This window comes from Rhizobium sp. CB3090, assembly GCF_029714285.1.
Lineage (GTDB): Bacteria > Pseudomonadota > Alphaproteobacteria > Rhizobiales > Rhizobiaceae > Rhizobium.
The window spans coordinates 3769382-3792962 of the sequence record NZ_CP121662.1 but is presented as its reverse complement, the minus strand read 5'-3'; the positions used below and the strand labels follow the sequence as shown (position 1 = coordinate 3792962).

26 protein-coding genes and 1 tRNA gene are annotated in these 23581 nt (G+C 60.3%); 11 read left to right on the top strand and 16 right to left on the bottom strand.

Features of this window, described 5'->3' with window-relative positions; genetic code table 11:
* The first annotated feature begins 8 nt into the window (after positions 1–8).
* Positions 9–620 (top strand): HAD-IA family hydrolase, encoded by a 612-nt coding sequence (locus QA646_RS18250; protein WP_283056778.1) that lies wholly within the window; start codon positions 9–11, stop codon positions 618–620.
* Between the two features lie 12 nt (positions 621–632).
* On the opposite strand, the gene QA646_RS18245 is transcribed toward QA646_RS18250, so the two are convergent.
* Together QA646_RS18245 and QA646_RS18240 are read right to left on the bottom strand one after the other, a co-directional pair.
* Positions 633–1154: a GNAT family N-acetyltransferase gene (locus QA646_RS18245; RefSeq protein ID WP_283056777.1), complete on the bottom strand. Its 522-nt coding sequence runs from the start codon at positions 1152–1154 to the stop codon at positions 633–635.
* A gap of 15 nt (positions 1155–1169) precedes the next feature.
* Positions 1170–1739 carry a helix-turn-helix transcriptional regulator gene (locus QA646_RS18240; protein WP_283058911.1) on the bottom strand — a complete coding sequence of 190 codons (570 nt, stop codon included), beginning with the start codon at positions 1737–1739 and terminating at the stop codon, positions 1170–1172.
* A gap of 162 nt (positions 1740–1901) precedes the next feature.
* Between QA646_RS18240 and lepA the strand changes: the two genes are divergently transcribed.
* Together lepA and QA646_RS18230 are read left to right on the top strand one after the other, a co-directional pair.
* A complete protein-coding gene (gene lepA / locus QA646_RS18235) occupies positions 1902–3725 on the top strand; it encodes a translation elongation factor 4 (protein WP_283056776.1) in 1824 nt (607 codons plus the stop codon).
* Between the two features lie 59 nt (positions 3726–3784).
* Complete coding sequence (locus QA646_RS18230) at positions 3785–4015, top strand: type II toxin-antitoxin system CcdA family antitoxin (protein ID WP_283056775.1); 231 nt, start codon at positions 3785–3787, stop codon at positions 4013–4015.
* A gap of 22 nt (positions 4016–4037) precedes the next feature.
* On the opposite strand, the gene QA646_RS18225 is transcribed toward QA646_RS18230, so the two are convergent.
* Positions 4038–4493 carry a GFA family protein gene (locus tag QA646_RS18225; RefSeq protein ID WP_283056774.1) on the bottom strand — a complete coding sequence of 152 codons (456 nt, stop codon included), beginning with the start codon at positions 4491–4493 and terminating at the stop codon, positions 4038–4040.
* Positions 4494–4636: 143 nt separating this feature from the next.
* Between QA646_RS18225 and QA646_RS18220 the strand changes: the two genes are divergently transcribed.
* Positions 4637–5422 (top strand): DUF2066 domain-containing protein, encoded by a 786-nt coding sequence (locus QA646_RS18220; protein ID WP_283056773.1) that lies wholly within the window; start codon positions 4637–4639, stop codon positions 5420–5422.
* Positions 5423–5507: 85 nt separating this feature from the next.
* Here the strand turns inward: QA646_RS18220 and QA646_RS18215 are convergent, their stop codons facing one another.
* Entirely contained in the window at positions 5508–6236 is a 729-nt protein-coding gene (locus tag QA646_RS18215) for a type 1 glutamine amidotransferase (protein ID WP_283056772.1), read from the bottom strand.
* A gap of 121 nt (positions 6237–6357) precedes the next feature.
* On the opposite strand from QA646_RS18215, the gene QA646_RS18210 reads away from it, so the two are divergent.
* Positions 6358–6651, top strand: a complete 294-nt coding sequence (locus tag QA646_RS18210; protein ID WP_283056771.1) for a SelT/SelW/SelH family protein — start codon at positions 6358–6360, stop codon at positions 6649–6651.
* A 96-nt stretch (positions 6652–6747) separates the two neighbouring features.
* Here QA646_RS18210 and QA646_RS18205 read toward each other — a convergent pair whose 3' ends face one another.
* Both QA646_RS18205 and QA646_RS18200 read right to left on the bottom strand, forming a co-directional pair.
* Positions 6748–6885: a hypothetical protein gene (locus QA646_RS18205; RefSeq protein ID WP_283056770.1), complete on the bottom strand. Its 138-nt coding sequence runs from the start codon at positions 6883–6885 to the stop codon at positions 6748–6750.
* A 159-nt stretch (positions 6886–7044) separates the two neighbouring features.
* A complete protein-coding gene (locus QA646_RS18200) occupies positions 7045–7470 on the bottom strand; it encodes a hypothetical protein (RefSeq protein ID WP_283056769.1) in 426 nt (141 codons plus the stop codon).
* A gap of 187 nt (positions 7471–7657) precedes the next feature.
* Here QA646_RS18200 and QA646_RS18195 point away from each other — a divergent pair, with 187 nt between their 5' ends.
* The 3 genes from QA646_RS18195 (at position 7658) to tcmP (ending at position 10498) form a co-directional block, all read left to right on the top strand.
* Positions 7658–9079 carry a phosphomannomutase gene (locus QA646_RS18195; RefSeq protein ID WP_283058910.1) on the top strand — a complete coding sequence of 474 codons (1422 nt, stop codon included), beginning with the start codon at positions 7658–7660 and terminating at the stop codon, positions 9077–9079.
* Positions 9080–9171: 92 nt separating this feature from the next.
* Positions 9172–9256 (top strand) — tRNA-Leu (locus tag QA646_RS18190).
* A 300-nt stretch (positions 9257–9556) separates the two neighbouring features.
* Positions 9557–10498: a three-Cys-motif partner protein TcmP gene (gene tcmP / locus QA646_RS18185; protein ID WP_283056768.1), complete on the top strand. Its 942-nt coding sequence runs from the start codon at positions 9557–9559 to the stop codon at positions 10496–10498.
* Here tcmP and QA646_RS18180 read toward each other — a convergent pair.
* The 6 genes from QA646_RS18180 to QA646_RS18155 all read right to left on the bottom strand — a co-directional run bounded on the left by QA646_RS18180 (position 10446) and on the right by QA646_RS18155 (position 15961).
* Positions 10446–11207 (bottom strand): DUF5131 family protein, encoded by a 762-nt coding sequence (locus tag QA646_RS18180; RefSeq protein ID WP_283056767.1) that lies wholly within the window; start codon positions 11205–11207, stop codon positions 10446–10448. The genes tcmP and QA646_RS18180 overlap by 53 nt on opposite strands.
* Positions 11208–11450: 243 nt before the next feature.
* Positions 11451–11762 (bottom strand): hypothetical protein, encoded by a 312-nt coding sequence (locus QA646_RS18175; RefSeq protein ID WP_283056766.1) that lies wholly within the window; start codon positions 11760–11762, stop codon positions 11451–11453.
* A 147-nt stretch (positions 11763–11909) separates the two neighbouring features.
* The gene (locus QA646_RS18170; RefSeq protein ID WP_283056765.1) at positions 11910–13829 is read right to left on the bottom strand and encodes a beta-N-acetylhexosaminidase; all 1920 of its coding nucleotides are present in this window, start codon (positions 13827–13829) and stop codon (positions 11910–11912) included.
* Positions 13830–13856: 27 nt separating this feature from the next.
* A complete protein-coding gene (locus QA646_RS18165; RefSeq protein WP_283056764.1) occupies positions 13857–14633 on the bottom strand; it encodes an SDR family oxidoreductase in 777 nt (258 codons plus the stop codon).
* A 29-nt stretch (positions 14634–14662) separates the two neighbouring features.
* A complete protein-coding gene (locus QA646_RS18160; RefSeq protein ID WP_283056763.1) occupies positions 14663–15526 on the bottom strand; it encodes a MurR/RpiR family transcriptional regulator in 864 nt (287 codons plus the stop codon).
* Positions 15527–15571: 45 nt separating this feature from the next.
* Positions 15572–15961, bottom strand: a complete 390-nt coding sequence (locus QA646_RS18155) for a RidA family protein (RefSeq protein ID WP_283056762.1) — start codon at positions 15959–15961, stop codon at positions 15572–15574.
* Positions 15962–16072: 111 nt separating this feature from the next.
* On the opposite strand from QA646_RS18155, the gene QA646_RS18150 reads away from it, so the two are divergent.
* The 3 genes from QA646_RS18150 to QA646_RS18140 are packed head-to-tail and all read left to right on the top strand — an operon-like array spanning position 16073 to position 19150.
* The gene (locus tag QA646_RS18150) at positions 16073–16558 is read left to right on the top strand and encodes a hypothetical protein (RefSeq protein WP_283056761.1); all 486 of its coding nucleotides are present in this window, start codon (positions 16073–16075) and stop codon (positions 16556–16558) included.
* Between the two features lie 11 nt (positions 16559–16569).
* Positions 16570–18045: a M81 family metallopeptidase gene (locus QA646_RS18145; protein ID WP_283056760.1), complete on the top strand. Its 1476-nt coding sequence runs from the start codon at positions 16570–16572 to the stop codon at positions 18043–18045.
* Between the two features lies 1 nt (position 18046).
* The gene (locus tag QA646_RS18140; RefSeq protein ID WP_283056759.1) at positions 18047–19150 is read left to right on the top strand and encodes a D-TA family PLP-dependent enzyme; all 1104 of its coding nucleotides are present in this window, start codon (positions 18047–18049) and stop codon (positions 19148–19150) included.
* Between the two features lie 204 nt (positions 19151–19354).
* Here QA646_RS18140 and ugpC read toward each other — a convergent pair whose 3' ends face one another.
* The 4 genes from ugpC to QA646_RS18120 all read right to left on the bottom strand — a co-directional run bounded on the left by ugpC (position 19355) and on the right by QA646_RS18120 (position 23577).
* A complete protein-coding gene (gene ugpC, locus QA646_RS18135; RefSeq protein ID WP_283056758.1) occupies positions 19355–20491 on the bottom strand; it encodes a sn-glycerol-3-phosphate ABC transporter ATP-binding protein UgpC in 1137 nt (378 codons plus the stop codon).
* A gap of 82 nt (positions 20492–20573) precedes the next feature.
* On the bottom strand, positions 20574–21803 hold the full coding sequence (locus QA646_RS18130; protein WP_283056757.1) for an ABC transporter substrate-binding protein: 1230 nt from the start codon (positions 21801–21803) through the stop codon (positions 20574–20576).
* Positions 21804–21838: 35 nt separating this feature from the next.
* A complete protein-coding gene (locus QA646_RS18125; protein ID WP_283056756.1) occupies positions 21839–22696 on the bottom strand; it encodes a carbohydrate ABC transporter permease in 858 nt (285 codons plus the stop codon).
* Positions 22693–23577, bottom strand: a complete 885-nt coding sequence (locus QA646_RS18120; RefSeq protein WP_283056755.1) for a sugar ABC transporter permease — start codon at positions 23575–23577, stop codon at positions 22693–22695. Before QA646_RS18120 ends, QA646_RS18125 begins: the two co-directional genes overlap by 4 nt.
* Positions 23578–23581 lie beyond the last annotated feature (4 nt).

Sequence of the window (23581 nt, the reverse complement as noted above, 5' to 3'; positions counted from 1 at the left end):
CGCGCCGCATGAAAGTTCTGATGGTGGATGTCGACGGCGTGCTGGTGCATGGCCGGCCTGGCGATGGCCTGCATTACTGCACCTATCTGGAACGCGATCTCGGTCTCAGACGCGATGTGCTTCAGGAAGAATTCTTCCGGAAAGACCATTGGAACGATGTCGTGACCGGCCGCGACGATCTCGAACCCCGGCTCGCCAGCGTTCTGCAGAAGATCGCACCGGGGCTCAGCGCCGCAACGCTGATCGACTACTGGTTCGAGAACGATTCCGGCCTCAACCGGACCCTGCTCGCCGATCTCGCCGCGCTCAGGGCAAAGAGCATCCCGATGTATCTGGCAACCAACCAGGAGCATCGCCGCGCCGCCTATCTGATGGAAAAGCTCGACCTATCCGCCTATTTCGACGGCATCTTCTATTCCGCCATGCTGGGCTACCAGAAGCCCGCACCCGAATTCTTCCGGCTGGCGACCGAGCGCGTCGGCGTCGCACCGGGCGAGATCGCCTTCATCGACGACTACCCAGCCAACATTGAGGCCGCGCGGCAATTCGGCTGGAAGGCCATGCATTGGGCACCGGGCTCGCGGCTGGAAGACGCCCTCGCGGTGTTTTCACAGCGATGATATCGATCGCGCTCAAGCCGCAATCCGCTTGTAAAAAATGGTCGTGTCGCAAAGCCCGCCCTCGGGCCACATGGCGTAGTCGGGGATGACACCGACGCGCTGCCAGCCGAGGCGCGGGTAGATGGCTTCCGCATCGCTGCCGGTCGCCGTGTCGAGCACCAGCAAGGTCTTGCCAAACCTTGCCGCCTCGCGCTCGGCCGCTTCCATCAGCAGCCGGGCGAGGCCCTTGCCGCGGGCGCGGCGATGCACCAGCAATTTCTTCAGGTCGCCGCGATGCGGCTGGTTCGGCATCTGCGCGGCGCCGACCTGGACAGTGCCGACGATCTTGCCCTCGATGAAAGCCACCAGGAGCAAAGTCGCACCCGACTCGACGCTGTCGGCCACGCTTTGCCAATAGGAAGCGGCGTCATCAGGACCATAGGGCTGCATGAAACCGACGGACGCGCCGCCATTGACGCAATCGGCAAGGACCTCGCAGAGATCAGCGGAGACGGCGCGGGCTTCGGAGGCGGAAAGAAGATGAATATCAGGCATGAAAATATCCTTCGATTATGACCGGGGACGATCGAGGACGACGCAGTAACGCGCCGGCTTGTCGCCCGGATTGTAAAAGACGTGACCGTCACCGATGCCCATGAACAGGCAGTCGCCGGGTAAGAGGCGATGCACGATCTCGCCGACCGTCATTTCCATCTCGCCTTCGAACAGCCAGACATGCTGGTTCATCCCGCGGCTCGCGGCGTTGGGCGGAAAGCTGACGCGGGCGCCGGCGGGAAAGCTGACCTCGACGAGATCGACGGGCGATTGCGTGCCGGCCGGCGAGACCGCCCGGCGGACATAGCCGGTTTCCGGATCGCGCCAGACCGGCTGATCGTTATGGCGGGCGAGCGGCGATACATCCTTTTCCTCCTCGGCGAAGAAGGCCGAAAGCGACAGGCCGAGCGCGGCGCAGAGCCGGGCGAGCAACGAAGCCGTCGGGCTCGCTTCCGCCCGCTCGATGCGCGAGATCATCGCGCGGCTGACGGCAGAGGCAGTCGCCAGCTCATCCAACGTCAGGCCGCGGGCAATCCGCAACTCTTTGATGCGCGCGCCAATGGCGCTTTCGAGATCCTGATCCATCATCTTCACCAAAATTCTACTATAGGAGAAATACACGATCGAATGATGGAATCAAGCCGGGTGATGCAGCAGCAACCGCAAATGCCCGAGGCATAGGATATCCCTAACAAAACCCTGCTTTTCCGCTTTGCGGCGCGGGGCGGCGCTGCTATATGCTCGCGCATGAGCACCAATTCCACCACTCCGCTTTCGCATATCCGCAACTTCTCGATCGTGGCCCATATCGACCACGGCAAATCGACGCTGGCCGACCGCCTGATCCAGACGACGGGCGGCCTTGCCGAACGCGAGATGTCGGAGCAGGTATTGGACAACATGGAGATCGAGCGCGAGCGCGGAATCACCATCAAGGCCCAGACCGTGCGCTTGCACTACAAGGCCAAGAACGGCGAGACCTACATTCTCAACCTGATCGACACGCCCGGACACGTCGATTTCGCCTATGAAGTCTCGCGCTCGCTGTCAGCCTGCGAAGGCTCGCTGCTGGTGGTGGATGCATCGCAGGGCGTGGAAGCGCAGACGCTCGCCAACGTCTATCAGGCGATCGACAACAATCACGAGCTCGTCACGGTCCTCAACAAGATCGACCTGCCAGCGGCCGAACCGGACCGCATCAAGGAACAGATCGAAGAAGTGATCGGCATCGATGCCTCCGACGCCGTGCTGATCTCAGCCAAGACCGGCCTCGGCATTCCTGACGTTCTCGAAGCCATCGTGCATAAGCTACCGGCGCCGAGGAGCGCGGGCGGCGAAAAGGCACCGTTGAAGGCGCTGCTGGTCGATAGCTGGTACGACACCTATCTCGGCGTGATGGTTCTCGTGCGCATCATCGACGGCACGCTGACCAAGGGCCAGACCATCCGCATGATGGGTACGGACGCGAAGTACCAGATCGAGCGTGTCGGCGTGCTGACGCCGAAGATGGTCGCCGTCGACAGCCTCGGCCCCGGCGAGATCGGCTTCATCACCGCCTCGATCAAGGAAGTGGCCGACACCCGCGTCGGCGATACCATCACCGAGGACAAGCGTCCGACCGCCGAGCCGCTGCCGGGCTTCAAACCGGCGCAGCCGGTGGTGTTCTGCGGCCTCTTCCCGGTCGATGCCGCCGATTTCGAGGACCTGCGCTCGGCCATGGGCAAGCTGCGCCTCAACGACGCCAGCTTCTCCTTCGAAATGGAATCCTCGGCGGCTCTCGGTTTCGGCTTCCGCTGCGGCTTCCTCGGCCTGCTGCATCTGGAAATCATCCAGGAACGCCTGGAACGCGAGTTCAATCTCGACCTGATCGCGACGGCGCCCTCCGTCGTCTATCAGCTCACCATGACCGACGGCGCTGAGATCGAGCTGCACAACCCGGCCGACATGCCGGACGTCGTCAAGATTTCCGAATTCCGCGAGCCGTGGATCAAGGCGACGATCCTAACGCCGGACGATTATCTCGGCTCGATCCTCAAGCTCTGCCAGGACCGCCGTGGTATTCAGACCGAGCTGACCTATGTTGGCAACCGCGCGATGATTACCTACGATCTGCCGCTCAACGAAGTGGTGTTCGACTTCTACGACCGCCTGAAGTCGATCTCCAAGGGCTATGCCTCCTTCGACTACAGCCTGACCGACTATCGCGAGAGCGATCTCGTCAAGATGTCGATCCTCGTCAATGCCGAGCCGGTGGACGCGCTCTCCATGCTGGTACACCGCTCCGCCGCCGAAAAGCGCGGCCGCGTCATGTGCGAGAAGCTGAAGGACCTGATCCCGCAGCATATGTTCCAGATCCCGATCCAGGCCGCCATCGGCGGGCGCATCATCGCCCGCGAGACGGTGAAGGCACTGCGCAAGGACGTGACCGCCAAGTGCTACGGCGGCGACGCCACCCGCAAGCGCAAGCTGCTCGACAAGCAGAAGGAAGGCAAGAAGCGCATGCGGCAGTTCGGCAAGGTCGAAATCCCGCAGGAGGCGTTTATTGCGGCGCTGAAGATGGGGGATGAGTAAAGCTCTCCTGAATGGCAGATCACACGTATATAGATTGGGCATAATTTGAGGAACGCCTCATGGCCCAAACGACGCGCAAAGCCGCCATTTTGTCTCTGGACGAGAAACTGCTTTCGGATGCCCGCGAACTGAAAATCAATATCGCGCGCGCTGCTGAAGACGGCATAGCGCGCGCCATCAAGACCGAGCGTGAGCGCCTATGGCTGCAGGAAAACGCTGAAGCCATCGAACAAGCCAACGCCTATGTTGAAAAGCACGGCCTGCCGTTCGGAAAATATCGGCAGTTCTGACGGTACGCTTCGCAGCTAGAATTTATGCCTGCTCCGCATACTCCTTGATCAGCCCCTCATACTCGTTCATCTCCGGCAACGCGGCATAGCTGTGAACCGCAGGGGTCGTCACCCACGGCAATTTTTCTCTCGTCCAGGTCTCGGCGAAAGGCGTGAACCAACTGGGGTCGTCAAGCATGGTCGGGCGCAGGTTCACGAACCAGTCGAACCCTTCCAGGCGGGTGAACATCCAGCTCATGCAATAGGGGCAGAAATAGTGCTTCAGGTTTTCGTCGTGCATCCCGCCGATGACGGGCTCGCCTTGCGTGACTTCGAAGCCTTCGCTCGGGATTGCGACGCTCAGCGAATAGGCGCTGGAGGACATGCGCTGGCAGCCGGTGCAATGGCAAGCCATGGTCAATAGCGGTTTGGCGCTGATCTTCAGTCGCACCTCCCCGCAACGGCACCCGCCTTCCCAGGGTAATTCTGGCTGGGTCATGATCTCGCCTCCTCCCGTTTCCATGAAATCTAGCGGCCTTGACGCCGTTGTCAAAGCCATCGTCAACGACGCTCGACCGTCATAATCTGACATTGCCTGCCGCTTGTTTTCACGACACCATGGCGGCGTTCGGAGATCTCTCGATGTTGAAATCACGATCGATGGCCATCGCTTTCGCACTTATCGGCATGACAGCCGTCGCTCACGCCGATGATCACAGCCTCTACCGCGCGCAGGCAATTGTGACCGGCACCGGCGCCGTTAATCGCGAACTCGGTTTCAAGAATTGTCTCGGTCGCGTGCTTGTCAGGGTTAGCGGCGATCAGCGTGTGACGTCGGAGAATGCCTTTCAAGCGATGCTGCCGCGTGCCGGCTCCTTCGTCGCGACCTACAGCTATCACGATCGCCTGGAAGGTATCCCGATTCATGACGAGCAAGGCACCCACGACCGGCCGCAGGACCTCACCTGCATCTACATGCCCGGGCGCAAGCCGTGGCTGTCACCACGCCCGAAACTCGCGATTTTCTTGGTCGTGCGCGATGCGCGACGCGGTTTCGTGCTGAGCCGCGACAGTGACAAAAGCCCTTATATGATCGACGCTTTCGAAGCGGCCGCTAGACCGTTTGCCATGGCAATCATTGTGCCCAACAAGGCAATGCTGGTCAGTCGAGGCCTCACTGCAACCGCTTTGGCGGGGACGACACAGCAAGAACTCGATGCCTTGGCCAAGACCATCGGCGGCGATGTCGCCTTGGCGGGTTCGCTCGTTTGGAGCGACAAGGATCTCGGCTGGGTCGCCGATTGGTCGATGACGGAAAATGGAAAAATCCATCACTGGCGAATCCGCGGCGTCAGCTTCGATGACGCGTTTCGCAACGCTATAGCCGGGGCGGCACAGATCGCATCCGGCAATGGAGAGCCGCAATAGACGCGCTAGTCGATTGAACGGCTCTATCTTTTTGTTTCACGCAATTCCGGACGGAAAACCGCTACGCACTTTTTCTGGAATTGCTCTAAGACGCCGCCTGCAGCTTCACCTCAGCACTCATCGTCCTTACCCAGGCCCGGGCGATCGCCAGCCCGGCGATTTCAGCCGCCGGCGCATGCTGTGCGGCGATCTCGGCATAGCGCTCCAGCCAGCCGGGCTCGTTGCGTTCGATCGATGCCTTAAAGTCCATGCGCCAGCCTTCAACCACGGCGGCGTTGGCCTCGAAATGGAACTGCGTGCCATAGGCGGCGCGGCCAATGCGGAAGGCCTGGTTGCCGGTTACCGCGTTGGTGGCGAGGCGGATGGCGCCGGCCGGCAGCGAAAACGTGTCGGAATGCCATTGGAAGATGGTGAAATCGTCGCCCAATTCGGACAGAAGCGGATCGGCCTTGCCTTCCTCAGTGACACCGACTGTTTTCCAGCCGAATTCATGGGCTGTGCCGATCAGGTTTTCTGCCTCATAGGCGCGGGCCAGAAGCTGGCTGCCGAGGCAGATGCCGAGCACGGCCTTATCGGCCTCTTCGAACCGCCGCATGAGCCTTGCGAGTTCCGGCAGATAGGGATGGGTCTCATCATCGCGGGCATTCTGTTCGCCGCCGAGCACGACCAGCGCATCACAAGTCTTTACATTCTTCGGAAGCCCCTCGCCGTCCCACGGGCGGAACCATTCGATCTCCGCTCCCGCCTCTTCCAGCGCGATGCCGAGGGCGCCGAGTGGCGTGTTCTTCATGTTTTCGACGATTGCGACCCGCATTCTCATGAACCCCGAAAATAATTCGGGCGAAGATGAGCATGAGCGGAACGACGACGCAAGGCCCGGCTTGCAGCCGATTTAAGTTGAGCCTAAACGTCAGAAAGCAACAAGGAAATCGACGATGACCGATAAGCCGCGGATCACCATTCTCTATTGTACGCAATGCAATTGGCTGCTGCGCGCCGGCTGGATGGCGCAGGAGCTGCTGCAAACCTTCAGCGACAGCGTGGGCGAAGTGGCGCTGATCCCCGGCACCGGCGGCAACTTCGAAATCCGTATCGACGGTGAACTGCTATGGGAGCGCAAGCGCGACGGCGGCTTTCCCGGCCCGAAGGAGCTGAAGCGGCGGGTGCGCGATATCATCGATCCCGAACGCGATCTCGGCCATTTGGATCGCGGATCGCTGGAGAGCTGACCGCAGCGCTCTCCGGCGCACCTCTTGGCGCGCCGGCCGACATTGCAGTGGCTGACATATCGAGAAGGCGCGGCCTGTCGGCGCGTCTTCGCTTTGTCACTTGTCTTTCCTGCCGAGGCTAATCGTGCTGGTAGCTTGCCTGACGATAGAACCCGGCTGCTGCTTTACAGCGACGATCTTGCCCTTCTTGGGTTTTCGTGCTTCGCGATGACTTCTCAATTGACCCTTTGCCATTTTGGGCTCCCTTGCTTCGCTCGCGACCCGATGGAAGCGGCGACATTATAGGGACTGCTTAAGTTGCAAGAAAATCAAGCGATTTATTTTAGCTTTCCCATATAAGACAAAGAGAACGGATGTGCTCTGCGCTGAAACCCGCGCCAACGGCTCTTCGGTTCAATAATAGGGAGAGCGGCAGGTCTGGAACCCGTGGTGGAGAGTGCTGTAGAGATTGGTGCCGGGATTGTAGGTCCGATAATGTTCGGAGCACCATATCTGATGGCGGGTGCGATTGTTGACCGGCGCCTGATAATCGGTTGCCGGCGGGGCATCGTTGCGCGGCTGAATATAGACACGAGGATTATCAAAGCGATTCCTGTTATCAAGGCTCCGCGGCGTATAGGGAATGGGCTCGCCGGGCCGGCGATACCATTGCTGCGAGCCGAAGCCGAAACAGCCGCGATAATCGCAAACCGTAGGCCCGACCACGGGAGGCGGGAGGCCGAGCTTCGGGCTGTTCGAGGCGGCATTCGCGAGATATGGCGGCGACAGCAAAACGAGGCTGACGGCGCAGCCGAATGCGATCTTGCCGAATACAATCATGACGGACTCCCGTTGCAGGTCGTGGCGACCCAGCACCTTTTCCCGCGGCTCCCTCTATATTTGGGCCTTCACCCCAAGCAAAACCAGGGTCGCGAGGGCAGATATCGGCGGCGATCGATCGGTTGATCCTTTTCCCCGCTTGTTCCATAAGAGGCGCAACATTCCGAGGAGATTGCACGTGAGCAGCTTGAAATTTGGAACCAGTGGCCTTCGCGGCTTGTCCGTAGACCTCATGGGACGCGCGTCCGCCCTCTACGCCATGGCCTATGCCCGCCACTTGTTGAAGAGCGGCCATGCGCAACCCGGCGATCTCATCCTGGTTGGCCGCGATTTTCGCGACTCCAGCCCGGCGATCTCCGCCACCTGCATCGGCGCGCTGAAACGCGCCGGCCTGACGCCCGTCGATTGCGGCACGCTGCCGACCCCGGCGCTGGCACTTTACGGGCTGGAGCTGAAGGCTGCCTCGCTGATGATCACCGGCTCGCATATTCCAGCCGACCGCAACGGCATCAAATTCTACCGGCCGGACGGCGAGATCGACAAGCAGGACGAAGTGGCGATCAGCGCGGAAGCCGCGGACATCGGTGACGCCGATCTGGACGAGACGCCGGGCGTCGGCGAGAACCGGGCCGCAGAGGCCGAAGCGCTGTTTTTCGAACGCAATATCGCCCTGCTGCCCGCCGACAGCCTTAGCGGCCTCACCATCGGCGTCTATCAGCACAGCACGGTAGCGCGCGATCTGCTCGGCGTGGTGCTCGCGCATTACGGCGCGCGCGTCGTGCCGCTCGGCCGCTCCGAAAGCTTCATTCCCGTCGACACCGAAGCCGTCTCCGCCGACACCATCAGCCTGCTGAAGGGCTGGGCGCCGGAACATGGGCTGGATGCGATCGTCTCCGCCGATGGCGACGGCGACCGGCCGCTTGTCTCCGATGAAACCGGCGAGCCGCTGCGCGGCGACCTGCTCGGCCTCATCGCCGCAAATTTCCTCGGCGCGGAAGTGGTGGTGACGCCGGTCACCTCCAATTCCGGCATCGAAGCTGCCGGCTCCTACGCCGTCACCCGCACCCGCGTCGGCTCTCCCTACGTCATCGCCGGCATGGACGAGGCCTTGGCGGCCGGCAAGGCCAATGTCATGGGCTTCGAGGCCAATGGCGGCACGCTGACGGCAAGCCGCTTCATCATCGAAGGCGAGCCGGTACGCGCGCTTCCGACGCGCGACAGCTTCCTGCCCATCCTCGCGACGCTTTACGCCGCTGCGCGCGCAAAACAGCCGCTGTCGGCCGTTGCCGCCAACTACCGCCTGCCCTTTGCCGCCGCCGACCGGCTGGAGAATTTTCCGGTCGAAACCAGTGCGGCGCTGATGGCCCATCTGCGCGCCTCCGACACCAATCTCGCCGCCTTCCTGGCGCCGGTCGCTGGCGTGGCGTCAAAGAGCGACATCGACGGGCTGCGGGTGACGCTGACCGATGGCCGAATCGTCCATTTCCGCCCCTCCGGCAATGCGCCGGAGATGCGCTGCTATGTCGAAGCATCAGATGAAAACGAAGCAAAGGCCTTGCTGGAACAGGGACTTGGCCTCATCCGCGCCTGGGCGGCAGCCCGGGGTTAACCCGGGCATCAACCGCTTTTTTTCAGATTGCCACGAAAACTTCAAAAACCCTGTTGACACCGGAGAGCCACCCCCTTACATGCGTGTCCGTCGCCCAGATGGCGGAATTGGTAGACGCGCAGGTTTCAGGTACCTGTGCCGCGAGGCGTGGAGGTTCGAGTCCTCTTCTGGGCACCAAGTTTCCGTATTTTGTTATCGCACGTGTGCAGGATAACCTCAGAAGCCCCGGTTTTCCGGGGTTTTTTGTATCTTCCGTTTAGCGCATTCTCCGCCATTCGTTGACGCAAAATTCGATCCATATGTGGGGACTTGCGACTGTCTTTACCTGTGGCGGCGGCCAGTCGGCATGCTCCAAGCTCGGCGGGCGCAATGCGGTTTGCTGTTTTTTGTGGCTTGATAGCTGGTTAAAATATCTTCGACTTATGCGCGACTCAGATTATGGTACAACCATCTTTAATAATGGTTGGACTGACGAAAATGGCGCACAAGTACGGCGGGCCTTGGTCCGAAGTCAAACTCGACGCAGTGGAATACTACCTGCAGTGTTACTCAAATGCGCTAACGCCGAGAAGAATGGATATTTGGTATATCGATGCTTACGCCGGTTCAGGCGATCGCGAAGCTGAGAGGGAAATAGGTGGCTTGCTTGAGGGCGCGCCATTAGAGACTGTCATCGAAACACTCGACGGCTCTGCGCGCAGGGCGCTTAAGATCGATCCGCCTTTCAAGCATTTCGTTTTCATCGAAAAAGATCCGATACGCGCCAAGCAATTGGCAGAAGTGAAAAACGATTTCCCCAGTGTGGAAATTGAAGTCCTTCAGGGTGATGCAAACAGCGAGCTTCTAAAGCTGATCAGCAAAGAGCCTTGGACGAGGAAAGCTAAAAGCTTTTCTAGGGGAGTTGTCTTCTTGGACCCGTTCTCGATGCAGGTCGATTGGTCCACGTTGCGGGCCTTGGCAGCTACGGAATGCCTGGACGTCTGGTATTTCTTTAACGTTCAGGCCGTCACGCGCCAACTGGCGCACGATTTCGGAGGAGTAGGGAATAAGGCGACTACGTTGGATCGCGTCCTTAGCCCGCGGTGGCGGGAATTGTATGCGATCACCCCCGAAGAGCCGTCAAAGCAATCTGACATGTTCGCTGACACGATACCGTTGGAGAAAAAAGAACCGTCAGCGAAGAGAACAATATCGAAGGCCCAAATTGATCAATGGTTCAAGGGTTTGATGACGGAGGAATTTGCCTTCGTCTCCGACCCGCTGCCGATAATTACACCTCACAGTGGCCACACGTTCTCGCTGTTTCTCGCAGTGGCAAATCGACGTCGAAAAGCCACGGAACTCGCGGAGAAGTTTGTCAGCTACGTCAATAAGAACTTTGGGCCGAAATCGGCATCTCGTCGTAAGTCCGGCCGTTGAGCTCTCGCCCCGCGGCCTTCTTGTTGCGACCACCCCACTGTTTAAAGAAGAAGGCCGCACCAAAGCGCCTGGACATCGCTTCGATCTCATCGACCCAAAGAGGATCCATAAAGCGCGATTGTGGCCCGGACTCGCCGCCAACGATAGCCCAGTGAATGTCAGAGAGATTCGCCCCGGCCACTGAGCCTATTAGCGGTTCAAACGATATGAAGCGCACTGCGGCGGGCACGTGCCGAAGGTCGTCAATGCGACCGATTACGCGATTATCTTCGACACTCGCACCGAGCCAAACATTCGGAAGAACTCTAAACTCCGACGCGCTCAGAATGTCGCGCATCCTGTCTGGTCGCTTTGTCAATATCTGATACGTGTGTCGCGGGGTGGCTTCCATGACATCCCAAACGGCCGCTATGAACTCACGCGGCACGTCAGTATGGAAGAGGTCTGACATCGAGTTGACGAAAACGAGGCGAGGTTTTGACCACGTCGCTGGAACAGCGAGTGCTTTCCAATCAAGTGTAACCTTACCGGTCCATTTTGCACGGCCGCCGCTCTTTCGCGTTAGCCCAGAGTACTTTTCCTGTCCCATCGCCTCTAGGCGCGCCGCCATTCTCATTGCATAGCAATTTGTGCAGCCAGCCGTAAGAATTGTGCAGCCGGCCACGGGATTCCATGTTGTATCTGTCCACTCAATCGATGTTTCTGCCATAGGATGATTCTCCTAACTACCACTGTAGTTGATAATTGAGAATCGATTAAGGATAAGTTGAGTCCGGGGTGGATCTTGATCACCCGGCTCCGAATCCATCGTCAAAAAAGCTTATAAGCATAGCCCCCTTAGGTCAGCAAAGGGTCGTGCTGACACTGGCAGCAAGGAACAAGGCATCCGAGATTCCTTCTCTGCAATGTCTCAGTTTAAATCCGACAACGCATAGCTCGGCTCGCACCGCATTCACTTACGATTATGCCCCTTGCCGGTCGTCGAGACACAGCGCTGGACCTTGCAGCTTGGATTGTCCGACGTCGGTACTGTCGCACTCGACATGACGCCGCGGTTTACGCAGGCGGCGGAGTTTGACACGTATCGATCATACATCATCAGATTGTTGACGCCGTGCGAGGGGTATCGCAGGACGATTTCGCCTTCTTCGGCAATCTTGTCGTGAAGAGCCGAGCAGGTCATGTTGTGGGAGTCATAGCGGGACATTGCCATTGCGCTTGAGGCGGACAGCGTCAATGCCGTGAGCAGAATGATCTTTTTCATGGGGATTCCTCTTCTATGTGACAGACGTCGCTATCGAAAGGAAACCCATTATTCTGCATCTACTCTATCGCTTTCGTGACATTGCCATGCGTTGCCGGCAATGCAGCCAATCACGGCTGCGGCAATCACGACCCTGGACATCCCCGCCTATAGAGCCGGACTGAGCCGCACGATCGCGGCGAACCGTTCCCAATTCTTGCCTGCCTTCGGCGTCCAGGCAGCTTCGGCGATGGCCGGCAGTCTGGGGAAGACGAGGCGGTTGAAATAGGCGCGGGAGAGGAAATTTTCGAGCCAGATGCAGGCCTGCACGCCCTTCATCCGATCCTTTAGTTCCTCAGGGAATTCCCCTTCCGCCTCATAGGCGTAAGTATGCGCCGGCGGTACCGTGCCGGCCCAGCTCGCACCCGGCTCCTGCCAGGCTTCCGCCTGCACCATATCGAGGTAATAGGCCTGTCCGGGCGTCATCACCACATCGTAGCCTTCGCGCGCAAGCTCGATGCCGACCTCCGGCTTCTCCCAGGCCATCAGCAACGTGCCCTCCGTGCCGACGCCGCCGCCATGGGCGACTTCGTTCCAGCCGGCAAGCTTGCGGCCGCGCGCCGTCAGCATCGTCTTCACCCGCTTCAGGAAGTAGGATTGCAGCGCGAAGGTGCCGGATATGCCTTCGCGCTCCATCAGCTTGCGGGCGAGCGGCGAGGCAAGCCAGGAGCCATCGGCCACTTCGTCGCCGCCGATATGGATATATTCGGACGGGAACAGCTCGACCATTTCGTCGAACACTTTCCCGAGGAAATCATAGGTCGGCTCGACCGCCGGGTTGAGGGCATTGTTGGGATAGCCCTGGACGGAATGATAGCTCTCCGGCGCCTCCTGGCCGTCCGCCAGATCCGGCAGGGCGACGAGGGCGGCGGTGCTGTGGCCGGGAATATCGATTTCGGGCACGACCTCGACGCCGAGCGCCAGGGCATGGGCGACGATCTCCCTGACATCATCATGCGAATAGAAGCCGTCGACCGGATAGGCGCCATTGCCGAGCTGCGGCAGCAATGGCTCGTCCGGGCCGCGCAGCACGCCGGTCGAGGTGAGTTGCGGATAGGCCTTGATCTCCAGCCGCCAAGCCTCGTCGTCGGTCAAATGCCAATGGAAGATGTTGAGCTTCAGCCAGGCGAGGATATCGATCAGCCGCTTCACGTTCTCCTTGGGATGGAATTGCCGGGAGACATCGAGATGGCAACCGCGCCAGCCGTAGCGCGGCTGGTCGGAGATCGTGCCGGCGATCGGAAAGCGGAATTTGCCGGGCTCGCGCCGCGCGCCGTCCAGAAGCTGCGCCAAGGTCGTCAAGCCATAAAGGCGGCCGGCGTCGGCGGCATAGGCAAGCGTGATCTCGTCGGCCGAGAAAGTCAGCTCATAGGCTTCCTTGGCGAGAGCCGGCCGCTCGACGAAGCGCAGGCGTCTCCCCTGCGGCGCGGTAATGAGGCTGAACGGCGCATGATTGGCCGAAAAGAGGCGCTGGAAGAGCGCCAGCGCCGTCGCAACGGCCTTCAGGCTTTCGGCATCGGTTCCCTTGACGGGATAGAGCGCGACGGGAAAGCCCTCGCCCGGCTTGGCATCGATTGCCGCCGGCCAGGGCTGGATGGCGAAGGGCAGATCGAGCTTGCCTTCCGGCAGCAGCACCGGCGGCGGCGCGCTGAGGCGACCTTCTAGCAACAGGTCAGTAACGGATACCGGAACGTGGCTGCCGTCCGACAGCGTCAGATAGGCGGACTTGGCGCCATCGGTACAATGTTTTGCCGTGCGGTTCAGACCGCTGACGCTGAAGCTCCAGCTTTCGCCCGTGGCAAGGGAGAGACCGGCAGGCGGGGCAAATTCATGAAAATTGGCGTTGCGGCGCAGGAAGACGGCGTTGTCGCAGGCCTTGGGATCGATGACGCGCGTCAAGGAGGTATAGACCAGCCGGAAATCGGTCAGCGGCGCATCCGACAGATTGACCAGCGTAAACGTCAGGCGGCCATTCGGTCCGCCCTCGGGAGACCAGGTGTTTTCGAGATGATAGGAAGCCGGCTGCATATCTATTCTCTCCTTAACGACGAGCGTTCAATAATGATCGGACTGTGAAAATGTGTGGGCGAGCTCGGCCTGTCCCGCTGTCAGGCCGCAATCGACCGGCAGGCAGACGCCGGTGATGGCGGCGGCCAGCGGGCCGGCAAGAAAGGCGACGGCATTGGCGACATCGGCGGGATCGACGACGCGCTGCAGCGGATACCAGCGACGGGCTTCTTCGAAGACGTTGGGGTTGGCGTTCGCGCGCGCCTCCCAGGCCTGCGTGCGCACCGTGCCCGGCGCGACCGCATTGGCGCGGATGCCGAACTTGCCGTATTCGACTGCGACAAGCCGGGTGAAATGCAAGAGCCCGGCCTTGGCGGCGCTATAGGCGGGGTGGCCGAAGACGGCCATGCCGTTGACCGAGGCAATGTTGATCAACGATCCGTTCGATGTCTTCAGCATATCCTCGACGGCGCGGAAACACAGGAAAGCGGCTTCGAGATTGAGGGCATTGTCGGCGCGCCAAATAGCCGGTGTCGTGTCGTGCAGGCTGACGGCGCGGGCCGCACCCGCATTGTTGACCAAGGTCTTGACCACGCCCAATCCCGCCGCGACCCTTGCCATCTCAGCGGTATCGACCTCACTGGTAACGTCGGTTTTCAGGGCGGCGAAGCGTTCCGCCGGCCCCAGTTCTTCCGCAGCCTTTCGGACGGCCGCGGCGTCGATATCGACGAGCAGCACCGTATCGTGATCATCCGCGAGCCTCCGGGCTATGGCGCGGCCGATATCGCCGGCAGCTCCGGTGACGATGGCGACGGATCGAGTCATGCCTCTGCCCCCTGATAAATCCTAGTTGTTTAGTCCCCAAGAAGCTGGCGGTCGTCCCCGTCGCGATGGGTCACGAGCTGCTGCTTGATGCGGCGCAGCGTCACCGTCGCTTGCGGCCGGATGCGGTAGGCGACGAGGCTTGCAAGGATATCCACCACCGCGAGATAGGCGATGCGCGTCGATGTCGGGCGATAGATATTGTTGCCCTCAGGCAAATCGACCGGCACGGTGATGTCGGCGGCAAGCGCCACCGGACTGTGGCTCTGTGTCAACGCGATGGTCGGCACCTTGGCCTCGCGGGCCAGCATGAAGGCCCGCACCAGCTCGGCATTGCGGCCTGACAGCGACGAGCCGATCAGCACATCCGCCGGCTTGGCGGCAGCGGCCATCATCAACTGCATGCTGTGATCGGAACTGGCGGTGACGCGCAGGCCGAGGCGGAAAAGCCTGTTCTGCAGCTCGCTGGCGATCATCGAGGAATTGCCGCCGGAGCCGAAGGCGTAGATCATCTCCGCGCCGGCAAGCTTGTTCGACGCCTGCTCGATCGCTGGTATATCCAGGCCTTTATGCAGCAGAAAGAGCGCATTCTGCGCCTTGGTGATGATGTCCTGGGCAACATCCGCCGGCTCGATGCTCTTCGGCTCCGGCTTGATATAGCGCATGCCGACATAGGCGGTGCGGGCAAGCTGCACCTTGAAATCGGAGAAGCTCTCGCAGCCGAGACGGCGGCAGAAGCGGGTCACGGTCGGCGGCGAAACATCGGCCTTGCCGGCAAGCTCGATGATCGAGGCATTGACCGCGAATTCGAAGTCGTTGAGGACAATGTCGACAATGCGGTTCTCCGACTGCGACAGCCGCCCCCTCTCCTCCTGCATGGTCGTGAAAATATCCACGGACTTCCCCCTTAACCCCGAAGATCCTGCCGCGCCTTAGAGCATCTAAGCCTCAGGCGTCTTATACGCGATGCAATCGATCTCCACCTTGCAATCCACCATCATCGACGACTGCACGCAGGCGCGTGCCGGCGGATGCGCGCCGAAGTAGTCCTGATAGATCTTGTTGAAGCTCCAGAAATCGCGGGAATCATCAAGCCAGACGCCGACGCGGACGACATGCTCGACGCCGTAGCCGGCCTCATGGAGAATATCGATGAGATTGCCGATCGCCTTATGCGTCTGCGCGACAATACCGCCGTCGATGATCTCGCCGTCTTCCATGGCGACCTGGCCGGAAACATGGAGCCAGCCATTGGCTTCGACAGCACGCGCAAAGGGCAGCGGCTTGCCGCCCGCGCCCGTCTGGACAGCGCCATAACGCTTGATAGTCATTTTCAATCCTGCAAATTATTTTCTTAACGCGTTGACAAATGACCATAGAAAGCAGAATTTGACCAGTGAAAATCGCAGTTTATGAAAAGAATTTCAATATTGGCGGAGACAATGCGCGATCCTTTTAAAAATCCATTCTCCGCCGACGACACTGCCCGGCACGCGATCTGGGAGATGCTGGTGCCGCGCGACATCGACGCCTTTCTCGCAGCCGACTGGTCGCTGGTTGCGGACGATTTCGTCGAAGACGGCTTTATCGGAATCGATGGCCGCCGCGAAGTCAGTCCCGACAAATGGCGCCTCGCCTTCCCGACGCTCAGCGCCTACCGCGACGAATGGTTGCGGCAAGCGCGCGATTTCGCCGGGCAATCCTTTGCAGAGGACCCGCGCACCGCAATCTTTACGACGACCACGCTGGAAGACATCGAGATCGAAGGCGGGATGGCGCTGGTGCGCAAGAAATTCGACGGCAGCCTGAAGAAGAAAGACGGCGGGATTGATGTGCTGAAATGGCAGACACTTTATTATTGCCGACTGCATGAAGGCCGCTGGAAGATTTCCGGCTTTACCGGTTACCTGCCGAACCCCATGGAATAGAGGCGACGGCGTTGCGCATTTTCACCGCGGTGCTCGCGACCGAGACGAACACATTCTCCCCGATCTGCGTCGATCGGCGCGCCTTCGAGGCTTCCCTCTATGCGCCGCCAGGCGAACATCCGGAGACGCCGACGCTCTGTTCGGCGCCGATCACGGTCGGCCGGCAAGTGGCTGCGGAAAAAGGCTGGGAGCTGATCGAGGGCACGGCCGCCTGGGCCGACCCGGCCGGCTTGGTGAACCGGACGGCTTATGAAGGACTGCGTGACGAAATTCTCGACCAGCTTCGCGCCGCCATGCCGGTCGACGCCGTCGTGCTCGGCTTGCACGGCGCGATGGTTGCCGCCGGCTACGAGGACCCAGAAGGCGATTTTCTCACTCGGGTCCGTGAGATCGTTGGGCCGGACATTCTTGTCTGCGCCGAACTCGATCCGCACAGCCATTTGACGAAAAAGCGGCTCGCAGCGACAAATTTCTTCGTCTACTTCAAAGAGTTCCCGCATACGGATTTCGTCGATCGCGCCGAAGACCTCTGGCGCATCGCCGTCGATACGTTGGAGGGCCGCGTCAAACCGGTCATGTCGGTCTTCGATTGCCGGATGATCGACGTCTACCCGACCTCGCGCGAGCCTATGCGCTCCTTCGTCGACAAGATCATAACGATCGAGAAAGATGATGCCGATATCCTGTCCATTTCGGTGATCCACGGCTTCATGGCCGGCGACGTGCCGGAAATGGGCACGAAGCTGCTTGTCGTCAGCAATGATAAGCCGGCTAAGGGGGAGGCCCTCGCTCGCGACCTGGGCTTGGAGCTCTTTTCCAAGCGCGGCACCTTAATGATGCCGCAGATCGATGAAAAGCAGGCGGTGGCCGAAGCCATGGCCGCACATTCAGGTCCGGTCGTCATTGCCGATGTCTGGGACAATCCCGGCGGCGGCACGGCGGGCGATGCGACTGTCATCCTGGAAGAATTGCTGGCCCGGGGCGCCCGCGACACGGCAATCGGCACGATCTGGGATCCGATGGCAGTGCAAATCTGTATGGCGGCCGGCGAAGGCGCGGAAATTCCGCTGCGCTTCGGCGCGAAATCGGCGCCTGGCACCGGCAATCCGATCGACGGCATCGTCAAGGTCGTGCGGCTCGTTGCCAATGCCGAAATGCGTTTCGGCGAAAGCCTGGCGCCCTTCGGCGATGCGGCGCATATCGAGCTTAACGGTATCGACATCATTCTCAATTCGACGCGCGCCCAAAGCTTCGATCCCAGCCTTTTCTCGGTGATGGGCATTGATCCCGCGCGCAAGAAAATCCTGGTGATCAAGTCGACCAACCACTTCTACGCCTCCTTCTCCAAGATCGCGTCGGAAATCCTTTACTGCTCGGCCGGAACGCCCTATCCGAACAATCCGGCGCGCACGCCCTATCGCCGCGCGCCCAGGGATATCTGGCCGATGGTTGCCGACCCGCATGCGGCAAAAGAAGGAGCTGCCTGATATGGCGCATCACATCGCCTCCGAGATCAGCCCCAGGCCAGGCGATCGCATTGACGATCTCTCGACGCCGCGGCCGATCATCGACGAGGATCGCATGGCGGCGAATATCGCTCGCGTGCAGTCCTATATGGACGCGCATGGGCTGAACTTTCGGCCGCATATCAAGACCCATAAGATTCCTGCGCTTGCGAGCGCCCAGGTGAAGGCGGGCGCAAAGGGGGTTAACTGCCAGAAGATCACCGAGGCCGAAGTGTTCGCCGACGCCGGCTTCGAGGATATCCTTGTCACCTTCAACATCATCGGGCCTGAAAAGCTCGTCCGCCTCTCCACGCTGAACGATCGTATCGCCGGGCTGAAAGTCGTCGCCGACAGCATGGTTATGGTCGACGGACTGTCCGCGCATTTCGCGACGTGGAAGCCACTAGCGGTACTTGTGGAATGCGATACCGGCGGCGGACGCTGCGGCGTGCAGTCGCCTGAAGAGGCTGCGGTTCTGGCCAGACACATCGCCGGCAAGCCCGGCCTAATCTTTGGCGGCCTAATGACCTATCCGAAGCCGAACAGTGCTGCGGCCATACAGGCCTTTCTGGCCGAGACGATCTCGCTCCTGAAGCGCGACGGCATCGAATGCCCCATCGTCAGCAGCGGCGGCACGCCAAGCCTCTATGAGGCGCATCTGGTGACGGCGGCCACGGAGCACCGTGCCGGCACCTACATCTACAATGATCGCTCGATGGTGCGCGCAGGTCATTGCGACGAGGAGGATTGCGCCATGCATATCCTCGCCACCATCGTCTCGCGCCCGACGCCGAACCGCGCTGTCATCGACGCCGGTTCCAAGGCGCTGACCTCCGATCTCCTGGGCTTTTCGGACTACGGCGCCGTGGTCGGCTACCCGCAAGCGGTCATCACGAATCTCTCGGAAGAGCATGGGGTGATCGATCTTTCGAAATGCAGCGGGTCTCGCCCGGTGATTGGCGAGAAGATCCGCATCATCCCCAACCATACCTGCGTCGTCTCCAACCTGTACGACCGCATGGTGTTTCACCGCGGCGGCATCGTGACCCGCGTCGAGGATGTCGCGGCACGCGGGTTGGTCTGGTAGGGCGCCGCCGATCGTGCCAAACACCCGCCCTCGTGGTTCGAGGGCGCTGCGCGCCACCTCACCATGAGGGCTCACCTTCTGCGCCTCGGCTAAACAAGCGCGTCGATGCGCGGTGGACGCTCCGCCTCATCCTGAGGAGCTCTGACACGGGAGCGCCAGCGGACGTGGCGGGGCCTCGAAGGACGAGGCGGCCCTAAAGGGCTTTCACGAAGACGGCGTGCCCAGCAGCTCCATGTCGATATCCGTCAACTCGACCTTGCGCTCGAAAGCTATGCCGTTCTCATCGAATAGATGGCAATCGGCTAGGCGGATGCCGGTGACCAGCGGCATATCCGTACGGATGGCGATGCTCCCCGGCAGCGTGGCGCAAAAGTTTTCGCCGCTGTAGCGTTCCTGCGCCGCATAGGCGACCGTCTGCGCACCCAGCCGCTCGATTACGGTCGGCATGACCGTCAGGGATAAATCGCCGCCACCGAGCTGCACATGCTCCGGCCGGACGCCGAGCGTCAGCTCCTTACCGACCACACCGTCGCGCGGCGTCACCGGCAGCAGCGCCGTTTGCCTCTTGTACTCCACCTCGACGCCCGCCTCGGTGACGCCCTTGCAGGTCACGGGGAGGAAATTCATTTTGGGATTGCCGATGAAGCTGGCGACGAATTTATTTGCCGGCTTATGATAGAGTTCCAGCGGCTCGCCGGTCTGCGCGATCTCGCCGGCGTTGAGGACAACGATCCGGTCGGCCATGGTCATGGCTTCGACCTGATCGTGGGTCACATAGATCATCGTTGCCTGCAATTGACGGTGCAGCTTGGCAAGCTCGATGCGCATGTCGGCACGCAGGGCGGCGTCGAGGTTCGACAGCGGCTCGTCGAACAAAAAGATCTTCGGCTCGCGGACGATCGCCCGGCCAATGGCGACGCGCTGGCGCTGGCCGCCCGACAGCATGCCCGGCTTTTGCTGCAGGCGCTGATCGAGATGCAATATGCGGGCGGCGTGCTCCACCCTGGCCTTGAGCTTGTCTTCCGCCATCTTCTCGACGCGCAGGGGAAAGGCGATGTTCTCGAACACCGTCATATGCGGATAAAGGGCGTAGGACTGGAACACCATGGCAATGCCGCGCTTGACCGGCGGCAGGTCGTTGACGCGCACGCCATCGATGATGATGTCGCCGCTGGTGACGCCGTCCAGGCCGGCGATCATCCGAAGCAGGGTCGACTTGCCGCAACCGGAGGGACCGACGAAAACGACGAACTCGCCGTCCGTCACATCAAGCTCGACACCTTTGATGACTTCAAAGTGGCCGTAGAATTTCTTGACCTGATTAAGATGCAGCTTTCCCAAACTCTGTCTCCGCGCGGCGCCGCCATAAGGCGGGCGGGGCTCAAAGGGCCGCGCGCTGCGCGCGGCCCGGCGATTTGCAGGCTTATTTATACTGCTCAAGATCGCCAGCCGCCTTCTTCAGGGCGTCCGCCGGCTCGGCCTTGCCCGTCACCACCGACTGGACCATTTCGATCATGACGTTCTGGAAGCCCTTGTAGTCCTTGAACAACGGCTCGGGACCACCGTAGCTGATGCCGTCGATGAACGGCTTCCAGAAGGGGTCCTTCTTCTCGAACTCGTCGACCATCGGAGACGGACGAAGAGGCGTGAGACCGGCGCCGCCCTGCAGTTCGTATTCACCCTGGGGACCCGGAGAGGTGATGAACTTGGCAAATTCGATGGCTTTGTCCTCGACGCCGGTGCCCTTGAAAACTGCAAGACTATCGGTGATGAGCAGCGTGCCCGGACCCTTGGCCGAAGGGCCGAGCGGCAGCGGCGCGACGCCCCAGTTGATCTTCGTTTCCTTCAGGCGATAGGCAGCGCCCGAGCCCGCCTGGATCATGCCGACCTTGCCATCCAGGAAGATGGCGCGCACTTCGTTCTGTTCGTAAGCAGTCGGTCCCTCGACCGAATAAGGCGTGATGTCTTTATAGGCTTGAAGGGCGGCCAGCACTTCCGGGCTATCGAGGACGATCTTGTCGCCGTCGATCACCTTGCCGTTGTTCGTGTAAACCCAGTGCAGGAACTGGTGCATGGTGTTGTCGAACGTCTTGGCCGACAAGCCATAGCCGGGAATACCGGTCTTTTCCTTGATGGCCTTGGCATCGGCGATTTCCTCGGCCCAGGTTGTCGGCGGCTTTTCCGGATCGAGACCCGCCTTCTTGAAGAGGTCCTTGTTCCAATAGAGCGCCTTGGTCGAGAAGGCGATCGGCACACCCCATTGCTGGCCGTTGGAGGTGACGGTATCGACGATATTCGGATAGTAGCTCTTCTTCTCCTCATCCGTCATCGGGATGGGGACGATGAGATCGTTCTCGGCGAACTGCTTGAGCGTGCGCGAACCGACATAGGCCATGGCGACCGGCGTGCCGGCGGCAGCGAGCGTCGTCGCCTTGTCCTGGCACTGTTCCCAGCCGACGACTTCCGGCTTGACCGCCCAGCCCGGATTCTTGTCTTCCCATTGCTTGATGTATTTCACATGGATCGGATCGATGCTGTCGCCGCAATAGATCCAGCTAATTTCCTTGTCGGCGGCTTGGGCATTCACGGCGCCAAGCGCGGTGGAGCCGAGCAAAGCAAAGGCTAACAGTCCTGTTTTGAAATGGATTGTCACGTTTAAGCTCCCGTTCTCTGGTGATTTTGAATGATTTATTGCTTCACCGCGCCGGCGGTCAGACCGCTGACGAGATAGCGTTGCAGGAAGAAAATCACGACCAGCGCCGGCGCTATGCCGACGAAGCTTGCAGCCATGAGTTCGTTCCAGACAACCTCTTGCCGGCCGAAATAAGCGAACAACCCAACCGGCAGCGGCATGTATTCGGTCTTCGAATTGAAGGTCAGCGCATAGATGAACTGCTGCGCATAGGCTTCGATGAAGGAGGAAATCGCCACCACGACGATACCCGGCATCGCGATCGGCAGGATGACGCGGCGTAGCGTATAGAGCTGGCTTGCGCCGTCGACATAGGCGGCCTCGTCAAGCTCCCGCGGGATGCGCCTCATATAGGTGTGCAGCAGCCAGATTCCGGTCGGGATGATGAAGGCCACGCCCGGCACGATCATGGCGAAATAGGTATTAAGCACGCCGAAGGAGCGCATGAGCCGGAAGAGCGGGATCAGCAGGACCGCGCCGGAGAACATCTTGACGGCAAGAAAGGCGCCGAGCAGCAATCCGGAGCCCTTGAACTCGAAACGGGCGAAAGCATAGGCGGCGGGCACCACCAATATCAGAACGATAATGGTGATCGAGCCGGAAATCAGGAACGAGTTGAAGATATACCAGCCAAAGCCCGGCACGCTGGTCCACATCGTCCGGTAGGCTTCGAACGACCCATTTTCGGGAATGAAGCGGTAGGGCGAGGAAAAAAGCTGACTGAGAGGCTTAAGCGAGACAAGGAACCCCTCGATGAAGGGCGCCAGAACGAAGGTGAGGAACACCAGGATCCCGGCATAGATGCCGACCAGCTCATACCACCGATAGCGATTGATCATCGACGGATGGCTCATCGCTTGTCCCCCGTGGCAAAGCGGCTGGTGAGGCGGAAATAGGCAAGGCAGAAGAGCGACAGGAAGATGCAGATCAACACCGCGCGGGCGGCACCTTCGCCATATTTGTAGGACCCGATCGCCGTCTTATAGGTGTCGATGATCATCGTCGTCGTTTCCCCGTTCGGACCGCCGCGGGTCAGGATCCAGATGATGTCGAAGGAGTTGAACGTCGAAATCAGCGACAGCATCGACATGGTGACCAGGGAAGGCACCAGGAGCGGCAGCGTGATGCGGCGAAAGCGGTAGGACCGTCCGGCACCATCCGTCCAGGCGGCCTCATACAAATCCTGCGGAATCGACTGCATCGCGGCCAGCATGTAGAGCGTCACCATCGGCACGCCGATCCAGACGTCCGTTACGATCGTCGCCCAGAAGGCGGTGCTGCCATAGGCCAAGAAGGCCACCGGGCCATTGACGAGACCAAAGCGCTGCAGCAGGCCGGAAATCATGCCGAACTGGCCGTTATACATCCAGCCCCACATGAAGATGCCGATCGCCATCGGCACGATCCAGGGCGGCATGGTCAGCACGCGAAAAAGCGAGCGGCCGGGAACCGCCGAATTCAGCATCAGCGCCCCGAAGGTGCCGATGATCATCTTGATCGACACGGAAAAGAACGTCCAGATGAAGGTGCGGACGATCACCGAGGCAAATGTCTCGTTGAAAATCTTCGCATAATTTTCGAGGCCGACCCAGTTCGTCAGCTTCTTCAGCGAGGCGTCCGTGAAAGACAGAATGACGGTGTCGACCAGCGGATAGGCGACGATAATGACGACGTAGAGAACGGCCGGAAGAAGCAGGATCCAGGCGAAGATGACTGTGCTGCGTTGAACACCCATCTTG

What these genes read in the sequence shown, in the direction of transcription:
- QA646_RS18250 (WP_283056778.1), top strand. Translation starts at nt 9, where the DNA reads ATGAAAGTTCTGATGGTGGATGTCGACGGCGTGCTGGTGCATGGCCGG.
- QA646_RS18245 (WP_283056777.1), bottom strand. Translation starts at nt 1,154, where the DNA reads ATGCCTGATATTCATCTTCTTTCCGCCTCCGAAGCCCGCGCCGTCTCC.
- QA646_RS18240 (WP_283058911.1), bottom strand. Translation starts at nt 1,739, where the DNA reads ATGGATCAGGATCTCGAAAGCGCCATTGGCGCGCGCATCAAAGAGTTG.
- lepA (WP_283056776.1), top strand. Translation starts at nt 1,902, where the DNA reads ATGAGCACCAATTCCACCACTCCGCTTTCGCATATCCGCAACTTCTCG.
- QA646_RS18230 (WP_283056775.1), top strand. Translation starts at nt 3,785, where the DNA reads ATGGCCCAAACGACGCGCAAAGCCGCCATTTTGTCTCTGGACGAGAAA.
- QA646_RS18225 (WP_283056774.1), bottom strand. Translation starts at nt 4,493, where the DNA reads ATGACCCAGCCAGAATTACCCTGGGAAGGCGGGTGCCGTTGCGGGGAG.
- QA646_RS18220 (WP_283056773.1), top strand. Translation starts at nt 4,637, where the DNA reads ATGTTGAAATCACGATCGATGGCCATCGCTTTCGCACTTATCGGCATG.
- QA646_RS18215 (WP_283056772.1), bottom strand. Translation starts at nt 6,236, where the DNA reads ATGCGGGTCGCAATCGTCGAAAACATGAAGAACACGCCACTCGGCGCC.
- QA646_RS18210 (WP_283056771.1), top strand. Translation starts at nt 6,358, where the DNA reads ATGACCGATAAGCCGCGGATCACCATTCTCTATTGTACGCAATGCAAT.
- QA646_RS18205 (WP_283056770.1), bottom strand. Translation starts at nt 6,885, where the DNA reads ATGGCAAAGGGTCAATTGAGAAGTCATCGCGAAGCACGAAAACCCAAG.
- QA646_RS18200 (WP_283056769.1), bottom strand. Translation starts at nt 7,470, where the DNA reads ATGATTGTATTCGGCAAGATCGCATTCGGCTGCGCCGTCAGCCTCGTT.
- tcmP (WP_283056768.1), top strand. Translation starts at nt 9,557, where the DNA reads ATGGCGCACAAGTACGGCGGGCCTTGGTCCGAAGTCAAACTCGACGCA.
- QA646_RS18180 (WP_283056767.1), bottom strand. Translation starts at nt 11,207, where the DNA reads ATGGCAGAAACATCGATTGAGTGGACAGATACAACATGGAATCCCGTG.
- QA646_RS18175 (WP_283056766.1), bottom strand. Translation starts at nt 11,762, where the DNA reads ATGAAAAAGATCATTCTGCTCACGGCATTGACGCTGTCCGCCTCAAGC.
- QA646_RS18170 (WP_283056765.1), bottom strand. Translation starts at nt 13,829, where the DNA reads ATGCAGCCGGCTTCCTATCATCTCGAAAACACCTGGTCTCCCGAGGGC.
- QA646_RS18165 (WP_283056764.1), bottom strand. Translation starts at nt 14,633, where the DNA reads ATGACTCGATCCGTCGCCATCGTCACCGGAGCTGCCGGCGATATCGGC.
- QA646_RS18155 (WP_283056762.1), bottom strand. Translation starts at nt 15,961, where the DNA reads ATGACTATCAAGCGTTATGGCGCTGTCCAGACGGGCGCGGGCGGCAAG.
- QA646_RS18150 (WP_283056761.1), top strand. Translation starts at nt 16,073, where the DNA reads ATGCGCGATCCTTTTAAAAATCCATTCTCCGCCGACGACACTGCCCGG.
- QA646_RS18140 (WP_283056759.1), top strand. Translation starts at nt 18,047, where the DNA reads ATGGCGCATCACATCGCCTCCGAGATCAGCCCCAGGCCAGGCGATCGC.
- QA646_RS18125 (WP_283056756.1), bottom strand. Translation starts at nt 22,696, where the DNA reads ATGAGCCATCCGTCGATGATCAATCGCTATCGGTGGTATGAGCTGGTC.
- QA646_RS18120 (WP_283056755.1), bottom strand. Translation starts at nt 23,577, where the DNA reads ATGGGTGTTCAACGCAGCACAGTCATCTTCGCCTGGATCCTGCTTCTT.